This window comes from Brevibacillus sp. HB2.2 (assembly GCF_013284275.1).
Taxonomy (GTDB): domain Bacteria; phylum Bacillota; class Bacilli; order Brevibacillales; family Brevibacillaceae; genus Brevibacillus; species Brevibacillus brevis_D.
On the sequence record NZ_JABSUV010000028.1, the window covers coordinates 14,542 to 29,424 of the forward strand.

At 47.8% G+C, this 14,883-nt stretch carries 13 protein-coding genes; 4 read left to right on the top strand and 9 right to left on the bottom strand.

Features of this window, described 5'->3' with window-relative positions:
- Window positions 1-75 precede the first annotated feature (75 nt).
- The 6 genes from HP401_RS31195 to HP401_RS31220 all read right to left on the bottom strand — a co-directional run bounded on the left by HP401_RS31195 (window position 76) and on the right by HP401_RS31220 (window position 7,495).
- Window positions 76-1,062 carry a substrate-binding domain-containing protein gene (locus tag HP401_RS31195; RefSeq protein ID WP_173606244.1) on the bottom strand — a complete coding sequence of 329 codons (987 nt, stop codon included), beginning with the start codon at window positions 1,060-1,062 and terminating at the stop codon, window positions 76-78.
- A complete protein-coding gene (locus tag HP401_RS31200) occupies window positions 1,059-2,822 on the bottom strand; it encodes a cache domain-containing sensor histidine kinase (protein WP_173606245.1) in 1,764 nt (587 codons plus the stop codon). The genes HP401_RS31195 and HP401_RS31200 overlap by 4 nt, the downstream gene beginning before the upstream one ends.
- 3 nt (window positions 2,823-2,825) lie before the next feature.
- Window positions 2,826-4,430 carry a response regulator gene (locus HP401_RS31205; RefSeq protein WP_173606246.1) on the bottom strand — a complete coding sequence of 535 codons (1,605 nt, stop codon included), beginning with the start codon at window positions 4,428-4,430 and terminating at the stop codon, window positions 2,826-2,828.
- A 70-nt stretch (window positions 4,431-4,500) separates the two neighbouring features.
- A complete protein-coding gene (locus HP401_RS31210) occupies window positions 4,501-4,986 on the bottom strand; it encodes a tetratricopeptide repeat protein (RefSeq protein ID WP_173606247.1) in 486 nt (161 codons plus the stop codon).
- Window positions 4,987-5,065: 79 nt separating this feature from the next.
- Window positions 5,066-6,304: a PqqD family protein gene (locus tag HP401_RS31215; protein WP_173606248.1), complete on the bottom strand. Its 1,239-nt coding sequence runs from the start codon at window positions 6,302-6,304 to the stop codon at window positions 5,066-5,068.
- Between the two features lie 36 nt (window positions 6,305-6,340).
- Complete coding sequence (locus HP401_RS31220) at window positions 6,341-7,495, bottom strand: HesA/MoeB/ThiF family protein (protein WP_173606249.1); 1,155 nt, start codon at window positions 7,493-7,495, stop codon at window positions 6,341-6,343.
- A gap of 503 nt (window positions 7,496-7,998) precedes the next feature.
- Between HP401_RS31220 and HP401_RS31225 the strand changes: the two genes are divergently transcribed.
- Both HP401_RS31225 and HP401_RS31230 read left to right on the top strand, forming a co-directional pair.
- The gene (locus HP401_RS31225) at window positions 7,999-8,556 is read left to right on the top strand and encodes an RNA polymerase sigma factor (RefSeq protein WP_012684413.1); all 558 of its coding nucleotides are present in this window, start codon (window positions 7,999-8,001) and stop codon (window positions 8,554-8,556) included.
- Window positions 8,553-10,262, top strand: a complete 1,710-nt coding sequence (locus HP401_RS31230; protein ID WP_173606250.1) for a DUF4179 domain-containing protein — start codon at window positions 8,553-8,555, stop codon at window positions 10,260-10,262. Before HP401_RS31225 ends, HP401_RS31230 begins: the two co-directional genes overlap by 4 nt.
- A gap of 63 nt (window positions 10,263-10,325) precedes the next feature.
- On the opposite strand, the gene pcrB is transcribed toward HP401_RS31230, so the two are convergent.
- From pcrB to HP401_RS31245, 3 genes are all read right to left on the bottom strand, one after another.
- On the bottom strand, window positions 10,326-11,021 hold the full coding sequence (pcrB, locus tag HP401_RS31235; protein WP_173606251.1) for a heptaprenylglyceryl phosphate synthase: 696 nt from the start codon (window positions 11,019-11,021) through the stop codon (window positions 10,326-10,328).
- A gap of 17 nt (window positions 11,022-11,038) precedes the next feature.
- On the bottom strand, window positions 11,039-11,329 hold the full coding sequence (locus HP401_RS31240; RefSeq protein WP_007717484.1) for a YerC/YecD family TrpR-related protein: 291 nt from the start codon (window positions 11,327-11,329) through the stop codon (window positions 11,039-11,041).
- Window positions 11,330-11,447: 118 nt separating this feature from the next.
- Window positions 11,448-12,503: a DUF3048 domain-containing protein gene (locus tag HP401_RS31245; RefSeq protein WP_173606252.1), complete on the bottom strand. Its 1,056-nt coding sequence runs from the start codon at window positions 12,501-12,503 to the stop codon at window positions 11,448-11,450.
- A 180-nt stretch (window positions 12,504-12,683) separates the two neighbouring features.
- Here HP401_RS31245 and HP401_RS31250 point away from each other — a divergent pair, with 180 nt between their 5' ends.
- Both HP401_RS31250 and HP401_RS31255 read left to right on the top strand, forming a co-directional pair.
- Window positions 12,684-13,385 (top strand): response regulator transcription factor, encoded by a 702-nt coding sequence (locus HP401_RS31250; protein ID WP_012684409.1) that lies wholly within the window; start codon window positions 12,684-12,686, stop codon window positions 13,383-13,385.
- On the top strand, window positions 13,382-14,797 hold the full coding sequence (locus tag HP401_RS31255) for a HAMP domain-containing sensor histidine kinase (RefSeq protein ID WP_012684408.1): 1,416 nt from the start codon (window positions 13,382-13,384) through the stop codon (window positions 14,795-14,797). The genes HP401_RS31250 and HP401_RS31255 overlap by 4 nt, the downstream gene beginning before the upstream one ends.
- The last annotated feature ends 86 nt before the right edge of the window (window positions 14,798-14,883 follow it).

The following is a 14,883-nucleotide window of genomic DNA, read 5'->3' on the forward strand; positions in this document are numbered from 1 at the left end:
TAAGCGTTTTCCAAATTGTGTTCCATCGAAAATTCTGCGCATTTCTAGCAAAATTCTCATCTGTTTTTCGGTGGCCTATTTAACGAAGGGGAAGAGGAGCTTTTGATTCTCCGACCAGAACATATTCTCCCGATCGATTACCTTTGTTCCGGTGTCGACCAGACTGGGCACTACTTCGCCATTGCTCGCTTCGACGGCGTACTTGACGCCGAGATATCCCATCGATAGCGGCTTCTGGATGATCGTCGCGGAAATGATACCTTCCTGCAAATACTCCAGTACTTCCGGCGGACTGTCGATGGCGACGATTTTGACTTTGTCCCGTAGTCCACTGTTTTCCATTTCCTCGGCCACACCGATCGCTGTACTGGAATCGAGTGCAATCACTCCTTTCAACTGCGGATGTTTGCCGAACAGTTTGCGCGTCCACTCACCAATCTGCTTTTTATCCGAGGGAGCATTTTCGTTGGCAACCAGTTCAACCTGCATTTCCCGTGGGAGCAAATCGAGGACGCCCTGTTCTCTTCGTTTGGCATTTGCCTTTATCCGATCTGTACCGAGCAATGCGATTTGTCCCTTTTTTTCAATTAGATACACCATTTTTTCGAAGGCCTTCCTGCCCATATCGTAGTTATCCGTCCCAATGTAGCTCTTGACGGCTGAATCTTTTCCGACTGTGTCGAGTACAAGGATCGGGATGGCCCGCTCCCTTGTCAGCTTGATGGCTTCTCGCAAAACTCGTTCGTCACTAGGTGCCACCACGATTGTCTCGGAGCCATCTGCGATTGCTTGCTGCACCAGCTCCATTTGTCGGCTAGCATCCTCCTCATAGTCCGGTGCGTAAAAATTCAAGTTTCGCTCATATTCCTTAGCAGCCATCTCCGCGCCAAGCTTGACCGTTCGCCAATAATCGCCATGCTTCATACGGACGATTAGCGCCACTGTCTTTTTCTTGTCTACTTCCACATTCGTTAGCGAAGCACTGCACGAGTAAAAAAGCGTCACCGCTACCAAAAAGACCAGTCCGTATACGGTAAAACGTTTCCCCGCTACTGTCCTCATAAACAATCTCGCTCCTCTGCAACCTGCCGCGGAATCCATACACGCACAACGGTCCCCTCTTCCTGTTCGCTCTCGATTTCCAATCCGTACTGTTCGCCAAAGGTCAGTCGGATGCGTTCCTGCACGTTTTGAATTCCAACGCCCGAGCCTTCTTCGCTTTTGTAAAAGCCAGCCTTTACTTGTGCAAGAACATCTGGGGACATGCCCAAGCCATTGTCACTTACCTGAAGTAACACCTTACCGTCGATGAGCGCTGCAAAAATGCGAATCCGGCCCGGATCAGCCAAATGCTCGATCCCGTGGTAGATAGCGTTTTCCACAATCGGTTGGAGCAGTAACTTCAGCGTCAGGCAGTTGAGCACCTCATCCTCATTCTCGACCACGATCTCGTACTCAAATTTTTGCTTGTACCTCATTTTTTGAATAATGAGATAATGCAGTGCATGCTCCAGCTCTTCGCGCACCGTGATAATGTTCTTGCCTCTACTCAGGCTAATCCGAAACAGCTTTGACAACGAAGTAATCGTGGTGATGACATCCTCGTTTTTTCCGTTGCCGACCATTCTGACCACAGAGTTCAGCGTATTGTACAGAAAATGCGGATTGATCTGTGCCTGTAGCACCTCCAGCTCGCTTTTTCGTTTGGCTTCCTGTTCCCGAATGATCTGGTGCATCAATTCCCTGACCTTCGCGACCATCAGATGAAAACGCAAGGAAAGCTGTTCCACCTCATGGCTTCCCCGGATCGGTTCACTCTCTGAAAAATCTCCCTGCTCCACCTTTTCCATGGACCGCTCCAACAGCTTGATCGGTCGAGATATTTTTGCAGAGAGATAGTGCAGTACAAACAACACCATGACAATCACAAAGATGAGCAACCAAAAAATGAAGCGACTAATTTCTTTTTTGGTCGTCACAATCTCGTCCATGTAGGAAACCCCAATGATTTTCCAGCCTAGCTGATCGATGGTCTTGATCGTGATCAAACGCGTTTCGTCCTGCGTCTCTTCTACATAGCTGCCGTAGGAATGCTTCAGCGGCAAGGAACGGTTTTCATTTTTCAATCCCGCGTAAATCAACTGCTGCTGCGGATGGTAGACGATGTTCCCGACCAAATCGATGATGTAGACGTACCCCTTTTTCCCCAAGCCCACTCTCTGGCATAGGTCATCGATCTCTTTGAAATTCACATCGACTAAAAGTACGGCAGGAATTTCTCCGTCAGGTCCGTGGAGAAGAATTTCCCGACTCATCGAGACGACCCAGGTGTACTCACCTTTAAACAAGTTCTGGATATGCGGGAGCGAAAAGTTCAGATTCGTCGGGTCCTCAATCGCCTTTTGGAACCAGCTCTGTTCCGTCAAACGAGTGTTTTTCCTCAGTACTTTGGAAGGAGTTGTGGCCAATAACGTTCCGTCTCGTGTAAAAACCGCGATGGAGACGATGTCCTTTCTCGTTTCTACGATTGTCTCCAGCTGTTCGCTCAGCTTGTCAGCCGTGAGTCCCTTGCTTCTTCTGATCTTGTCATCGACGAGCTCGAAAATTTGCGTCATCCCATTCAAGTAGCTGTCCAGATTGTATTTCACCTGCTCCAGGATTTGCTGTGTGTGCAGATAGGCGTTTTGCTCTGCCGTCTGCGCAAATTTTCCGTACAGCATCACCCCGACAAACAGCATGACGAGTACCGTCACGAGTGTAAAGGAAGTGGTAATGATAAATTGAATGCCTTTGACCTTGATCACCGTAAGCAATCGTTTCATCGGTTAACCTTCCTGCTCGCTCTGACTTCGGTACTCTTTAGCGGACATGCCTGTATACTTGCGAAAGCTGAAGCTAAAGTAATTGGGATCGGTATATCCTACTTTCTCCGCGATTTCAAAGGACTTCAAATCGGTCGTCCGCAAAAGCTCCTTGGCCTTTTCCATGCGCAACGCCAGGAGATAGGACACAAAGGTGGTTTTCGTCTCTTTCTTGAAAATACCGCTAAAATAACCGAGGCTAATGTGCAGATGCTCGCACACCTTGTGGATGGATATGTCGGGAGAATGATAATGTGCGTGGGTGTAGTCCAATGCCTGTGTGATCAATCGCCTGTACGTCGTTTGCCGTCCGCTTGCGATACTCGCCATGAGGCGCTCACAAATATCTGTGATCTGTTCTCGAGCATCCTCCATACCAGTAAAAGTCGTCATGACCTGCAACAGATAACGTTGCCCGCCAAATAGTTGATCCATGTCAACTTCGGCACGATGGGCAGTCTTCAAAATGGTCGTCATAATTTCCAACAAATAAATTCGGTAGTCCTCAATGGATACGGGAACACCCGCCACCTGATCAAACAATTCATCAATCACGGCCCGAAGCTCCGTACTCGTCCCCATTTTGATGCACCGAACCAATTCATGCTCCCTTCTCTCATCGAGGCGTATCTGCTCACTCGCTTGCTTTTCCACGTCATTGATCACAATCACCCTGTTGCAGCCGAGGATGCTTTTGTAATCGAGAGCCTGCATGGCCTCCTCATACGAATAAGGGAGTGCTGCTATATTTGCCACAGCGTTGCCGATTCCGATTGTTACCGTGATGCTCATATATTTTTCAATCGTTCGCCTGATTTCTTCTGCCATATGTTGTGCTCGCACTTCGATTCGCTGCGTGTCGTCTGCTTTTGTTCGCATGAGCAGCACAACCTGATCTTCATGGAGAAAAACAATACCCGCCTGTTTGCCCGCGTTCAGCTGCTCTTCTGCGATATTTTTCACAGCAAAAAGAAACAACTGCTGCTCCTCCTGCTTGGGCTGGTCTACACAGATGACCGCCACGAGATATTCGGGACTTCTGAGCTCAATCCCGTATTCGCAGGCTTTTGAAAAAACATCGTGCTGTACGAGTTGACGACTCAGCAAAGATGATAAAAAAACCTCCCGCAGCACCGGCAAGCTTTTTCGATAGCTATCGCGCAGCAGCTGAACGTTTTCCCGATGGGCCGCCTCTTCGTCCATCCGTCGCTTGACCTTGTCCAGCGCTTCCATCAGCTCACTCGCGGAAAACGGCTTGAGCACATATTCATCAATTTGCAGCTTCACGGCCTTTTGCGCGTACTCGAACTCATCAAACCCAGTCAAGATAATGATGCGGATGGCAGGGTAATCGCGCCCGATGGACTCCGCCAGCTGAAGTCCGTTCATAAAGGGCATCTTGATGTCGGTTACGACGACGTCCGGTCGCAGCCTCTCTACCAGCTCCAATGCCTCTCTTCCGTTTTCTGCTTTGGCAACCACCTCGTACCCGTGGCTGTGCCAGTCAATTTCTTGGCTAACCCCTTCTCTTACATCTTCTTCGTCATCTACCAATATCAGCTTATACATAGGCACCTCCCGCTGTTGTACTTGTACAACGGGAGGCGATTGTTTTCCTGCAAATGGAATTAGTATGACGCTACCATGTCTTATTCAGATCATCTGCATAGAACAGAATCGCTTTTTGATAGGCCAAAATCGTAGGATCACTTGAGGTTTCCGCGAGGTTTTTCAGGAGGAGATTCATGGCTTCGTGATGCTTCCCGAGATTGTAATACGCCATGGAAAGAAAAATCGGAAAGGAACGGTCGCTGGGGAACTGTTGCATCCCCATCTCGAGCGTAGCTGCTGCCTGCTCGTATTGTCCCAGCGTGCGATACGTACTGCCCAGACCGAGTAATGCCCCTTGCAGGTCTTCTTCGACAGACAGTCCCAGTTCAATCGCTTTTTCGTAAAAGGGAACGGCTTCCTTCTCCAATCCGGCTGCGTCGTGGCACCACGCACACTGATAATGAGCGACAGGATCAGTCGGAGATTGGTTGACGAGCTGAAGGGCAAGCTGGATCGCTTCGTCCAGATGCCCTTCTTTTCGCAGATGAATGATAGTTTGGATCATCGGGTTCATGTGAGCACTTCCTTTGCCTGAGTATCTCTCTTTCCCCTAGCGTAACAGGGCAGCTTGGCAAGGTGAAGACACAAATTAGTTATGTGCCCTGCAAGGATTTTGTCCGCTCTCTTTCGCTTCTCCGTTGTCGATAGGCTCTCATCCACGACCAGCCCAAAATGAGAAACGGAACTAGCACCAACAGGATCAATAGGATGCCGTCCCAAAACTCCCACGAGTGAAGCGGAGCGTTTTTCATGTCGTCAGCAATGATCCAGATGAAATCAACCGCCATGCGCAGCTGATACTGGACAAAGAACCAAATTCCCCACACTGATCCAATCAAATAGACCCAGCTATACCAGCGGATGACTCTCTTCTCATGGTCAGCTACGTACTCCCATTCCTCCTGCTCTTCCTGCGTCAAGGAACGGAATTTCCCTTTCAAAAACATACGTGTATTCACCATCAGATTGGAGCATTGGAACTTGGTTGCTAACACGTAGTATAAGTCGGTCTGCATGAAAACCATGAACTGAAAGGCCAAAGCCATGAGCAGAATGACATTCAGCATGCGAATGAATGCTTCCATGAAGGGCACAAGCGTCAGCCAGCCTTGATCATTGGCAAACAACAAAATCACACCGATACCCATAAACATCGCATCCCACGACATTCCCGCCAAAAATGCCCTGTATCTTCGCTGTGGCTCAACGAGAACAATATTGGACATATTCGTCTCTGCTACGGCAAAAACAAGTCGATGCCCCAGACCGATACGACTGCCGATCCCCAATGAGCGGGCCGCCATCAAGTGGGCCATCTCATGGAAAAACAGAAAAACCCAAGTGGCCACGAATGAAACCACTACCGAAACCGTCACGGAAGAAGAAACAAAAATATCGGAATAGACCGGGATATACTTGCCCGTAAACAAACAAATGAAAAGACCCGTGAAAAAGAAGATACCGTATAATCCAAAGGCAACACGGTTAAAGAAAAACTGCCCCGTCCCCTGCTTGATCCAAGAGAAATGATCTACAACCGGCACCGGCTCGTTGACAACTTCTCCATCTACCATGTGGACAAATTGATAGGAAGCAATTAAATCCTGCGCAAAGTCAAGCACATCTACCGGTTCGCCCAACCGTTCTTCCATGATCGTCGCGACTTCATGAATGCTCTTCCCTTCATCCAGCATATCGATGATCTCGACACCAATGGCCGGAAGCACAATGAAATTGCTGATATCCGTTCGTCCAATGAGGATCTCTTCCTCGTTTTCCGCCCGACGCGCAAGCGGGTGCATCTTGAGAATGCTATCTCCCGAGATATTCACTTGTCAAACACCTTCCTCTCTTACAGGAACGATTCCTTACTTTGCTAGCACTTCGTTTCTCTTGATATGAAAAATCGGCTCCGTTCCGCTGCCGCTTCCACAAGTCGGGCATTCGGCTTCATTTCGCTCCCACTCAAAAAACACGCTCTTTTCCAACGTGTTGAAATCGAAAATGATAAATTTGCCCGCCGATTGTACAGGAGCAATTCCAGTCAAATACCTAATTGCATCGGAAGCCATCATTCCTGTAATCATCATAGTGTTGGGTGCAATGGTGGCAGTAGGCAGAATAAAGTTGGTATCGAGCAGCCTTTGGATCAGCTGCGGATAGTCCTCGATCTGTGTAGAACGATGCAAATGCATGCAGTCGATACAGCCTGTCTTACCCGGTTCTACCATGAAGAACTGTCCTTCGATGAGGTTGAATCCCCCGGCAATGAACGGGATTTGCAGTTTGGTGCAGGCATGATTCACCCATCTCTGCAAAAAGAAAAAGGGCTGATCGGCTGCGAGCATCACGAGGTCACTTCCCGCAATAACCCGCTCCACGTCTTCGCTGGACTTGATTTGCATCGTCTCCGTTTCAATCAATACCTCAGAATGAAGCCTTCCGATGAAATCACGTGCCGCTTCTACCTTCAGGCGACCAATATCATGCTCGTTAAAGACCATTTGTCTGTTCAAATTGCTGAGCTCTACTCTATCAAAATCCACGAGCTTGATATGCTGAATACCCGCTCCTACCAGATTGACCAGTAGCGTAGAGCCAAAGGCACCCATCCCTAAGATCGTCACTTTTTTTCTACTTACCTGTTCCTGTAGCCCACTTGGACTTTGATTGAGATCGGTAAACAAGGAGAAGTAGCGAATATTCGCTTTATATCTTTCCTTTTGCTCCGAAGTCAGAACGGAAGCCTCTTCCTTCGCCTGATCCATTAGGAAACCCAAACCACTCAGTGATTCCACTGCTTCCACTATTTCTTCATACGTAATTTCGGGGTAATCGACAACCAACAATGTATGTATTTCACCGACAGTACGAGTGCCATCCATCAGTTTGATCATCTTGCGGATGGACCCATTCTCGTCTTCCAATTCGAATGTATAGCCAGGAGCCTCTCCCAAGCGGAGCATCTGCTCTGTCACTTCATAGACGGGATGCACTGGTTTAAATAAAGGACGACGTTCCATACAAAACACCTCCCAATAGTGGGGTTCGCTAACCCGGCTCATTTTAGATGAAAAAAAGGAATAGCTCGTGTGCTATTCCCCCTCTTCTTAAGAGAATTAAGCTGCTACTGCAGTAGTGCGAACGCTTTCAACTTTTTTCGCTTGGATTTTCATGGATAGTTCCTCCTCTCTCTGATTCAAAAATAAAGACAAGTTGATTATATTTCATAAATTTACAGAAATCTACAAATATTAGCAAAGTTTTATATATTTTGGTAATATTCGACTATTTATTTCGTATGCAATAGTATTTTCCTTCCATTTTCTATCAAAAATCTCATAATTCCTTCTTTTAGGAAAAAACTCTTGATTCTCTTGTTGGAAAATACCCCTTATTTTGGGACGCTTTCCTTTTGGGATTCGTAGTACTAGGATGTAACGAGAAAATTTCACCAAGATCACTTTTGTTTGATCAAAAAAGGAAAAGCTGCGCAGCGAGCCTTTTTTGCCTAGGGGGAGCACAAATGGAGGAAGATCGAGTGATCATCGGGCGGGTCTTGCAAGGAAACAAAGACGCCTACTCCGAGATCATTGCCAGATACCACGGAAAAGTAAGTTCCATTCTTCGTAAAATGCTGGGACATACACCGGATGCACAGGATATCGTGCAGGAAATTTTCATTAAGACGTACTACCATTTACCAGAATATAAGGCAAACTACGATTTTTCTGCATGGTTGTACCGGATTGCTGCCAACCATTGTCTGGACGAGCTGCGTAAACGTAAACGCAAGCTTACGCTCAGCTCGAATGAAGAAATAGAGCCAGTGGATAGCCACACGCCGGAGGTTGCCTTTTTGAATAAGGAGGGGCAGCGCTTGTTGCGTCAAAGGATGATGTCCGTCGAAGAAAAGTATCGGATCGTCCTCGAAATGCGCTACTTCGAATCATTGAGTTGTGAGGAAATCAGCCATCGACTGTCGATTCCATCGAGTACTGTGCGGACGCGCCTGTCTCGTGGAAAAGACAAGCTAAGGGAAGCTATCGGACATGCAGGGCAAGGGGGGGACTTTCATCTATGAAATGTTTAGATAAAGGACAAATTGCTTTGTATCTATACGACCTTCTTGAACCAGAGGAAGCCGAGGTCATAGCAGCCCATTTGGAAGAGTGCCGTCATTGCCAGATGAAGTTGAAGCAGGAGCTGGACGAGCTGGAAGACCTGGAAGAATCACTAGCGACAGATGAGCCATCCGATGCTGTCATCCATGACATTATGGCGAATCTCCCCCCTTACCCCATTCACGTCCTGAAACGATCAGAAAGACAAAAGATACAGAAGAAAATCGATTGGAAAAAAAGGAGCCTGGATATCGTGAAAAAAGCAACCATCGCCGTAGCAGGAATGGCAGCAGTAGTCTATTTTGGAACACTGACTTCACCATCCTTTGCGACTTATGTAAATAACTTGTATGCCTCTACCATAAAATCAGATCCGCAGCAGACAGAGAGTAGCTTGTTTGCAGCAGAAGCTCCCGAGGACGCCCTCATCCAGCGTGGACTTGAAAGAGGATATAACAAGAAGCTTGATTTGAAAGCCGTCGACAACGGAATGACGCTGGAAGTAAAAGAAGTTATGGCAGATACGAGGGATGTCCGGATTATTTTCGGCTTCAAGGATAAGAATGGCAAGCAGCTTGAAAAGTTGTTCCGGAATTTGCCAGTGGGGGATGAAGATAAACTGAACGAAACCTATGAAATAAAAATCACAGACGAGGACGGAAACGTTCTTGAAACAATTGATAAGTACCATCTTAAATATAACAAGAAGGAAAGCATCGGCGAAAAAGAGGAGTACTTGATGGTCAGCCGACCGATTAGCCGATATTTTACAGATGTCAGCAAGATTCCTGACAAACTAAACATCGAGCTTCGCATCAAGAAGCTGGACAAAGTTGACGGAAATTGGAGCGTAACCATCCCTGTTGATATTTCCAAAGCCAAAAAGGAAACGAGAATTGTTCCCATTAACGAGCATTTTACCGCTCCCAATGGCGAAGTGATTAATCTAAAGCAAGTGATGGTGACACCTGGCCAAACTGAATTCGTTATCGAGAATACGGAAGGAAGCGGTAGCTCCCCATCCTTAACTTATGAAGTAGTGGACGACAAGGGGGCTGTACTCGCAGCTTGGAGCACTCTGGACCTAGTGAGTGAATTTGGGGAAGAGCCGAATCCATTTTTCAAAAATGTAAGCAGAGAATATTTCGTTCGTGCAACCGATGACAAAAATATTCACTTCATCACCTTTCATTCCTTGCCAACGGATAAAAATCTAACCTTTAGAGTCGGTGATAATTACGATCAGGTTCCTTCGAATTTTAAGCAAAAGCTGTCCATTGAGACACTAAAAACCACTCCTGTAACGATAAAGCATGAAGGAAGCACACTAACCTTCTCAAACTTTGCTTCAGAAGAGATAACGAAAACAAACCCAATCACTTCTGAAAAAATCAAAAGGCTGCGTAATACATTACAGCTAGAGGCAACTTTGGCACCGGGTGTGATCTTTTTAGACTCCTGGCAGGGTGCTGATGACAAGGGAGAAGAATACGATTTTAATTTCATGGGCTCCACAACAAAAGATGAAAAAGGGAATTTTATCATGAAAGGTACACTCGTAGATGAGATGGACGTTATCCCGAAAGAGCTGACGCTTACGATCGAGGAACAAGTGAACAAAGCAAAAGATATGGATTGGAGCGTAGCACTTCCACTGAAGAACTAGCGCAAAAATAAAACCACCACTCCCAACGAGACTGTAACAGCTCATGGGAGTGGTGGTCTTTTTTTAGTATTGGGTTCCTTTTACAGCCTTCACAGTAGCGAGCGCAGCAGCGAGATCATCATAAATGACATTCCCTACAACAACCGTATCTGCAATCGCGGCCATTTCTGCCGCTTGCTCCGGGTTACGAATCCCGCCGCCATAAAAGAGGTGGGCTTCGCCCGCGCCTGTCTTGGCAGCCTTTACGATTGTCGGATCGCCGTATGTACCGCTGTACTCCATATAGACAATCGGCAAACGACAAATGTTCGTCGCTACCTGCGCGTACGCTTTGGCCTGCGTGGCATCCGCAATCGGCCGTGCTTTTGTCAGCTGTGCTACGCCCGCGTCTGGATTGGCGATGATATATCCTTCTGTAATGATCTCATCCCAATGAATATAAGCACCAAACGCTTGAAGCCCCGATACATGCGGAGCAAAAATCCAGTCTGGATCGCCAGCGTTCAATACGAGCGGGATCAAGTACGAATCAAATCCCGGCACAACTGCATCCAGCGAGGAAATCTCCAGGACAGCCGGTACTGCGTAACGACGCAGTCGCGACATCAATTCGAGGGTATTGTCATAGGTCACACCGTACGTGCCGCCCACAATGATCGCATCTGTTCCGGACTCGCAAATCGCCTCCAAGGCCTCGTCATCGATTGTTTTATCCGGGTCTAGTTTAAATGTATGGCGCCAGCCACGATAGTCAATCAACGTTGCCTGCCTCCTAGCTATTTTCCGATCCGCTCAAGTGCCATCTGGTATCCGTCATTTCCATAGTTCAAACAGCGTTTGACGCGGGAAATCGTCGCCGTACTTGCCCCGGTCTCTGCTTCAATCTGATTGTAAGTAAAGCCTTTGCGGAGCATTCTCGCCACTTCCAGGCGCTGTGCGAGTGACTGCATTTCGTTCACTGTGCACAGATCGTCAAAAAATTGATAGCACTCTTCCATCGTTTCCAGGGAAAGAACAGCTTCAAACAACTGTTCGAGCCCTTTTCCTTTTAATTTTTCCAATTGCATGTCTGTCACCTCTGTTATATATCCGTCTATCGAGCGATTTCTCACTGTACAATTTTTAAGCACTAAAGCTTCACCAATTATCTTAGAAGAAACCGCCTTCATCCGCAACCCCTAATCCTTACTGGAACGTGAGGGACTTCGACAGACCCGGTGAGTTCGGTAATATAGAAATCCAGGTATTTCCAGGCAAAAGTGGTGCTTCTTGCGTCAAAGCCGCGTCCTCATAGGCACGGATGACACCATTGCTGCGCTTCCATTTGATCTTGCGAGCTTTTCCTTGCTGGAACAAATAGCCGTCCCCCGGACCGATTACATCGACCGATAGACGCCCTTCTTTATCCAGCACGCGGTGTTTGGCAGAGATGACCAATAGATTGGTCGTGGACAACTGTTTCTTGTCGCTCAAGTCCAAATGTGGCTTGCCTGCCGTAAAGCGCATGTATTTCTTTTGCTCGGCATCATATGTAAAAGCCGCTTTATTCAATGAGTGGAAAGTCAGATCTACCTGTGTAGCAGGCTCACCTTCCTTGATCTCGGTATCCTCCGGCAAGAACGTGAAGCGAGGCACCTCTGCCGTTTGACGCATCCCTTTATCCTGCATCGCTTTTTCCAAAAGCTCTGGCTTGGTGTACAGGTTATGTGGCATTTTGCGGAATTTTTCGCGCCAAAAGTATTTACCGTTCGGGATTTCATCCAGATGACTGAGGTCTTTTCGCGCCAAGGTTTCCAGCGCATCCGGACTGCCTCCCGCGTGGACGAGGACTGCATCGAAACCAGTCCCGATCTGGATAAAATAAGGGCGGATACTGCGGACAGGTCCAATTACTTCCGGCTTTTGGCTTTGGAATATCGCAAGAAAACGGGTCATTTCCCCTTCTGACAATACCTCATAAATCATGTCCGCTTTGTTGATGCCTGTTTGTGGCCGTGCTGGCGGAGCGTTGTTGATCATCACCATGATCGGGCGTTTGCTCCCCAGGTTTTCTTGACTGCCAATTCCTGTCATCGGTGCCTTATACGCATATTCGATGGGCTGATTCGTTTCCGGTGGCGTTTGCACAAGCGGATCAGGTACCTGTGGACTAGGTTGGGTGTCCACTGGCTTTTGACCGCAAGCCGTCGTTAAGAGCATGAAGGCTAGTACCATGAGAGACGATTTGACTGTTCGTTTCATAATGAATCGCTCCTTTCCATCTCTCGTTGTCTTTTTTTCCCTGTTTCTTTTTCCAGAAGGATAGAGGGGAATCCTGCTTCCACACGTTTTCCACGATTCTCATACGTCCGTGCCACACATCTGGTTTTGGGCTATGCTACAATACGGATATAAAACAGATGCAAAGCGAGGCCGAAATCTATGAATACCCCCTACCTCGTCTATCTGGTGGACGATGAAACGAACCTGTTGGACTTGCTACAATCGTATTTGCAAAATGCCGGATTGCAAGTGAAAGCGTTTTCTAGCGGCAAGGACGTCTTGCCGTTACTTGATGAAGAAACACAACCACATTTGTGGATTTTGGACATCATGATGCCCGACATCGACGGCTATGAGCTTTTGCGTCTTATCCGCGAAAAGTCGAATGTCCCCATCATCTTCATCTCCGCTCGTGATCAGGATGTCGATAAAATCATCGGACTGGAACTAGGCAGCGACGACTACTTGGCGAAGCCATTTCTCCCTCGGGAGCTGGTCATCCGTGCGAAAAAGCTGCTCCAGCGCACCTATGAGAAGCCTGGTGCCGCTGCTTCCTCTACCCAGACTTTCCAAGATTGGGTAACGATCGATCCTTATATCATCTCAGAAAAAGGCAGACAAGTAAAAGAAGGCGACGAGCTTATTGATTTAACCACCAAAGAATTCGAGCTCATTGTCTACCTTTTGCACAATCAAGGTCTGGCCTTGAATCGTGAGCAGATTCTAACCTCCATCTGGGGGGAAGACTACATCGGCTCAGATAGAGCTGTCGATGACTTGGTGAAGCGCATCCGCAAGAAAATGCCCAAGTTTCCATTGGAGACGGTCTATGGCTTCGGCTACCGAATGACGCGTATATGAGCAAATTCAGGCTCAAAAACCTGCCGATTTCCAGGCAAATCCTCATTTTGTTCATGATCCTGACAAGCGTCCTCGGGGTTGGCCTTGGCATCGGGTATCCACTGGCTGTCAAACAGTATCTGGTATCCAACACTTACTCGCTCTTGGAAGAAGAGTTTTACACATTATCTCAGCATATCTCCTTCAACGAGCATAATGAGCTGCTGCCTGTTCCGGCTGCTGCCCCATACTTTTTACAGCTCTTGCTCCAACGCTATGAGTACTCCTTTGATATGATTGTCTATGCCGAGAACGGTCAAGAGCTGGGCAGTCGGAGCAATAGCAATGGCCGCATTCCGTATGAGGATTCCAAGGAGCTGTTCCTAAAAGCAGCTACATACCCAAGCCAAAAACTGCAGCATGGTTCACTGGACCGTGGAGACGAGAGCTATTTGTTCGTCAGCAAAAAAATGGACTACCACGGCTTCCCTTACTACATGGTGCTGTTCTCCAAGGAACAGGAGCTCAACCAGATCAATTCAATTTTGACTCGTCAGTTTTTGCTCGTTTTTGGTCTGCTGCTGCTCGTAAGCTGGCTTTTGGCCGTGTGGTTTAGCGGGTATTTGAGCAGACCGCTCCGCACACTTGAAGAGCTGTGCAAAAAGATCGCTCGTCGTCAGTTCGATATCCCGCTAGCGATGGATCGCGGGGATGAGATCGGGCAGCTCGCCCGCTCATTCGATATGATGAAAAACCAACTGAAGGAATACGACGAGTCGCAGCAGCATTTTGTCCAAAATATTTCCCATGAGCTCAAAACACCGATCATGGCGATTCAAGGATACACGCAAGGACTCATAGAAGGCGTCTTCCAGGGCCCTCAGGCTGAAAAAGGGCTTTCCATCATCATGGAGGAGAGCAAGCGCCTCGAAAAGGTCGTCGGGCAGCTCTTGTATATCACGAAGATCGAGTCTGTCTCGCAAATGATGCAAGTCGACCGTGTCGACCTGTCAGAAATGATGCACCTGTTAAAGCAGCGGCTCTCCGTGCTCAATCCGCAAATCGAGTGGGAGTTAAATCTGGCAGACGACCTGATCGTGGAGGGAGACGGCGAGCAATTGAGCACTGCATTCGTCAATATCATGGAGAATCAACTCCGCTACGCTAACAGCCGACTTACGATCTCAGGGAGACAAGCGGGCAAAAGCGTCGTCGTCACGATTTCAAATGATGGTCCCCCCATTGAGGAAGCGCTGCTACCGCATTTGTTCCAGCGTTTCCGCAAAGGAAAGTCGGGCAAGCATGGGCTCGGACTCGCGATTGCCCGTGCTGTCTTGGAAGCACATAAAGGGACGATCGATGCCCGCAACGATGCAGATGGACCTTGCTTTACGATGATCGTACCCATTGAATTCAAAGGCCGATTAAGTTGATAGAGGGGACACTTGTCCTCTCTGTTTCTATTCTAAAGAAGAAAGATACCTTGACAAATCCGAGCTTCTCATACACACGTGTTCAT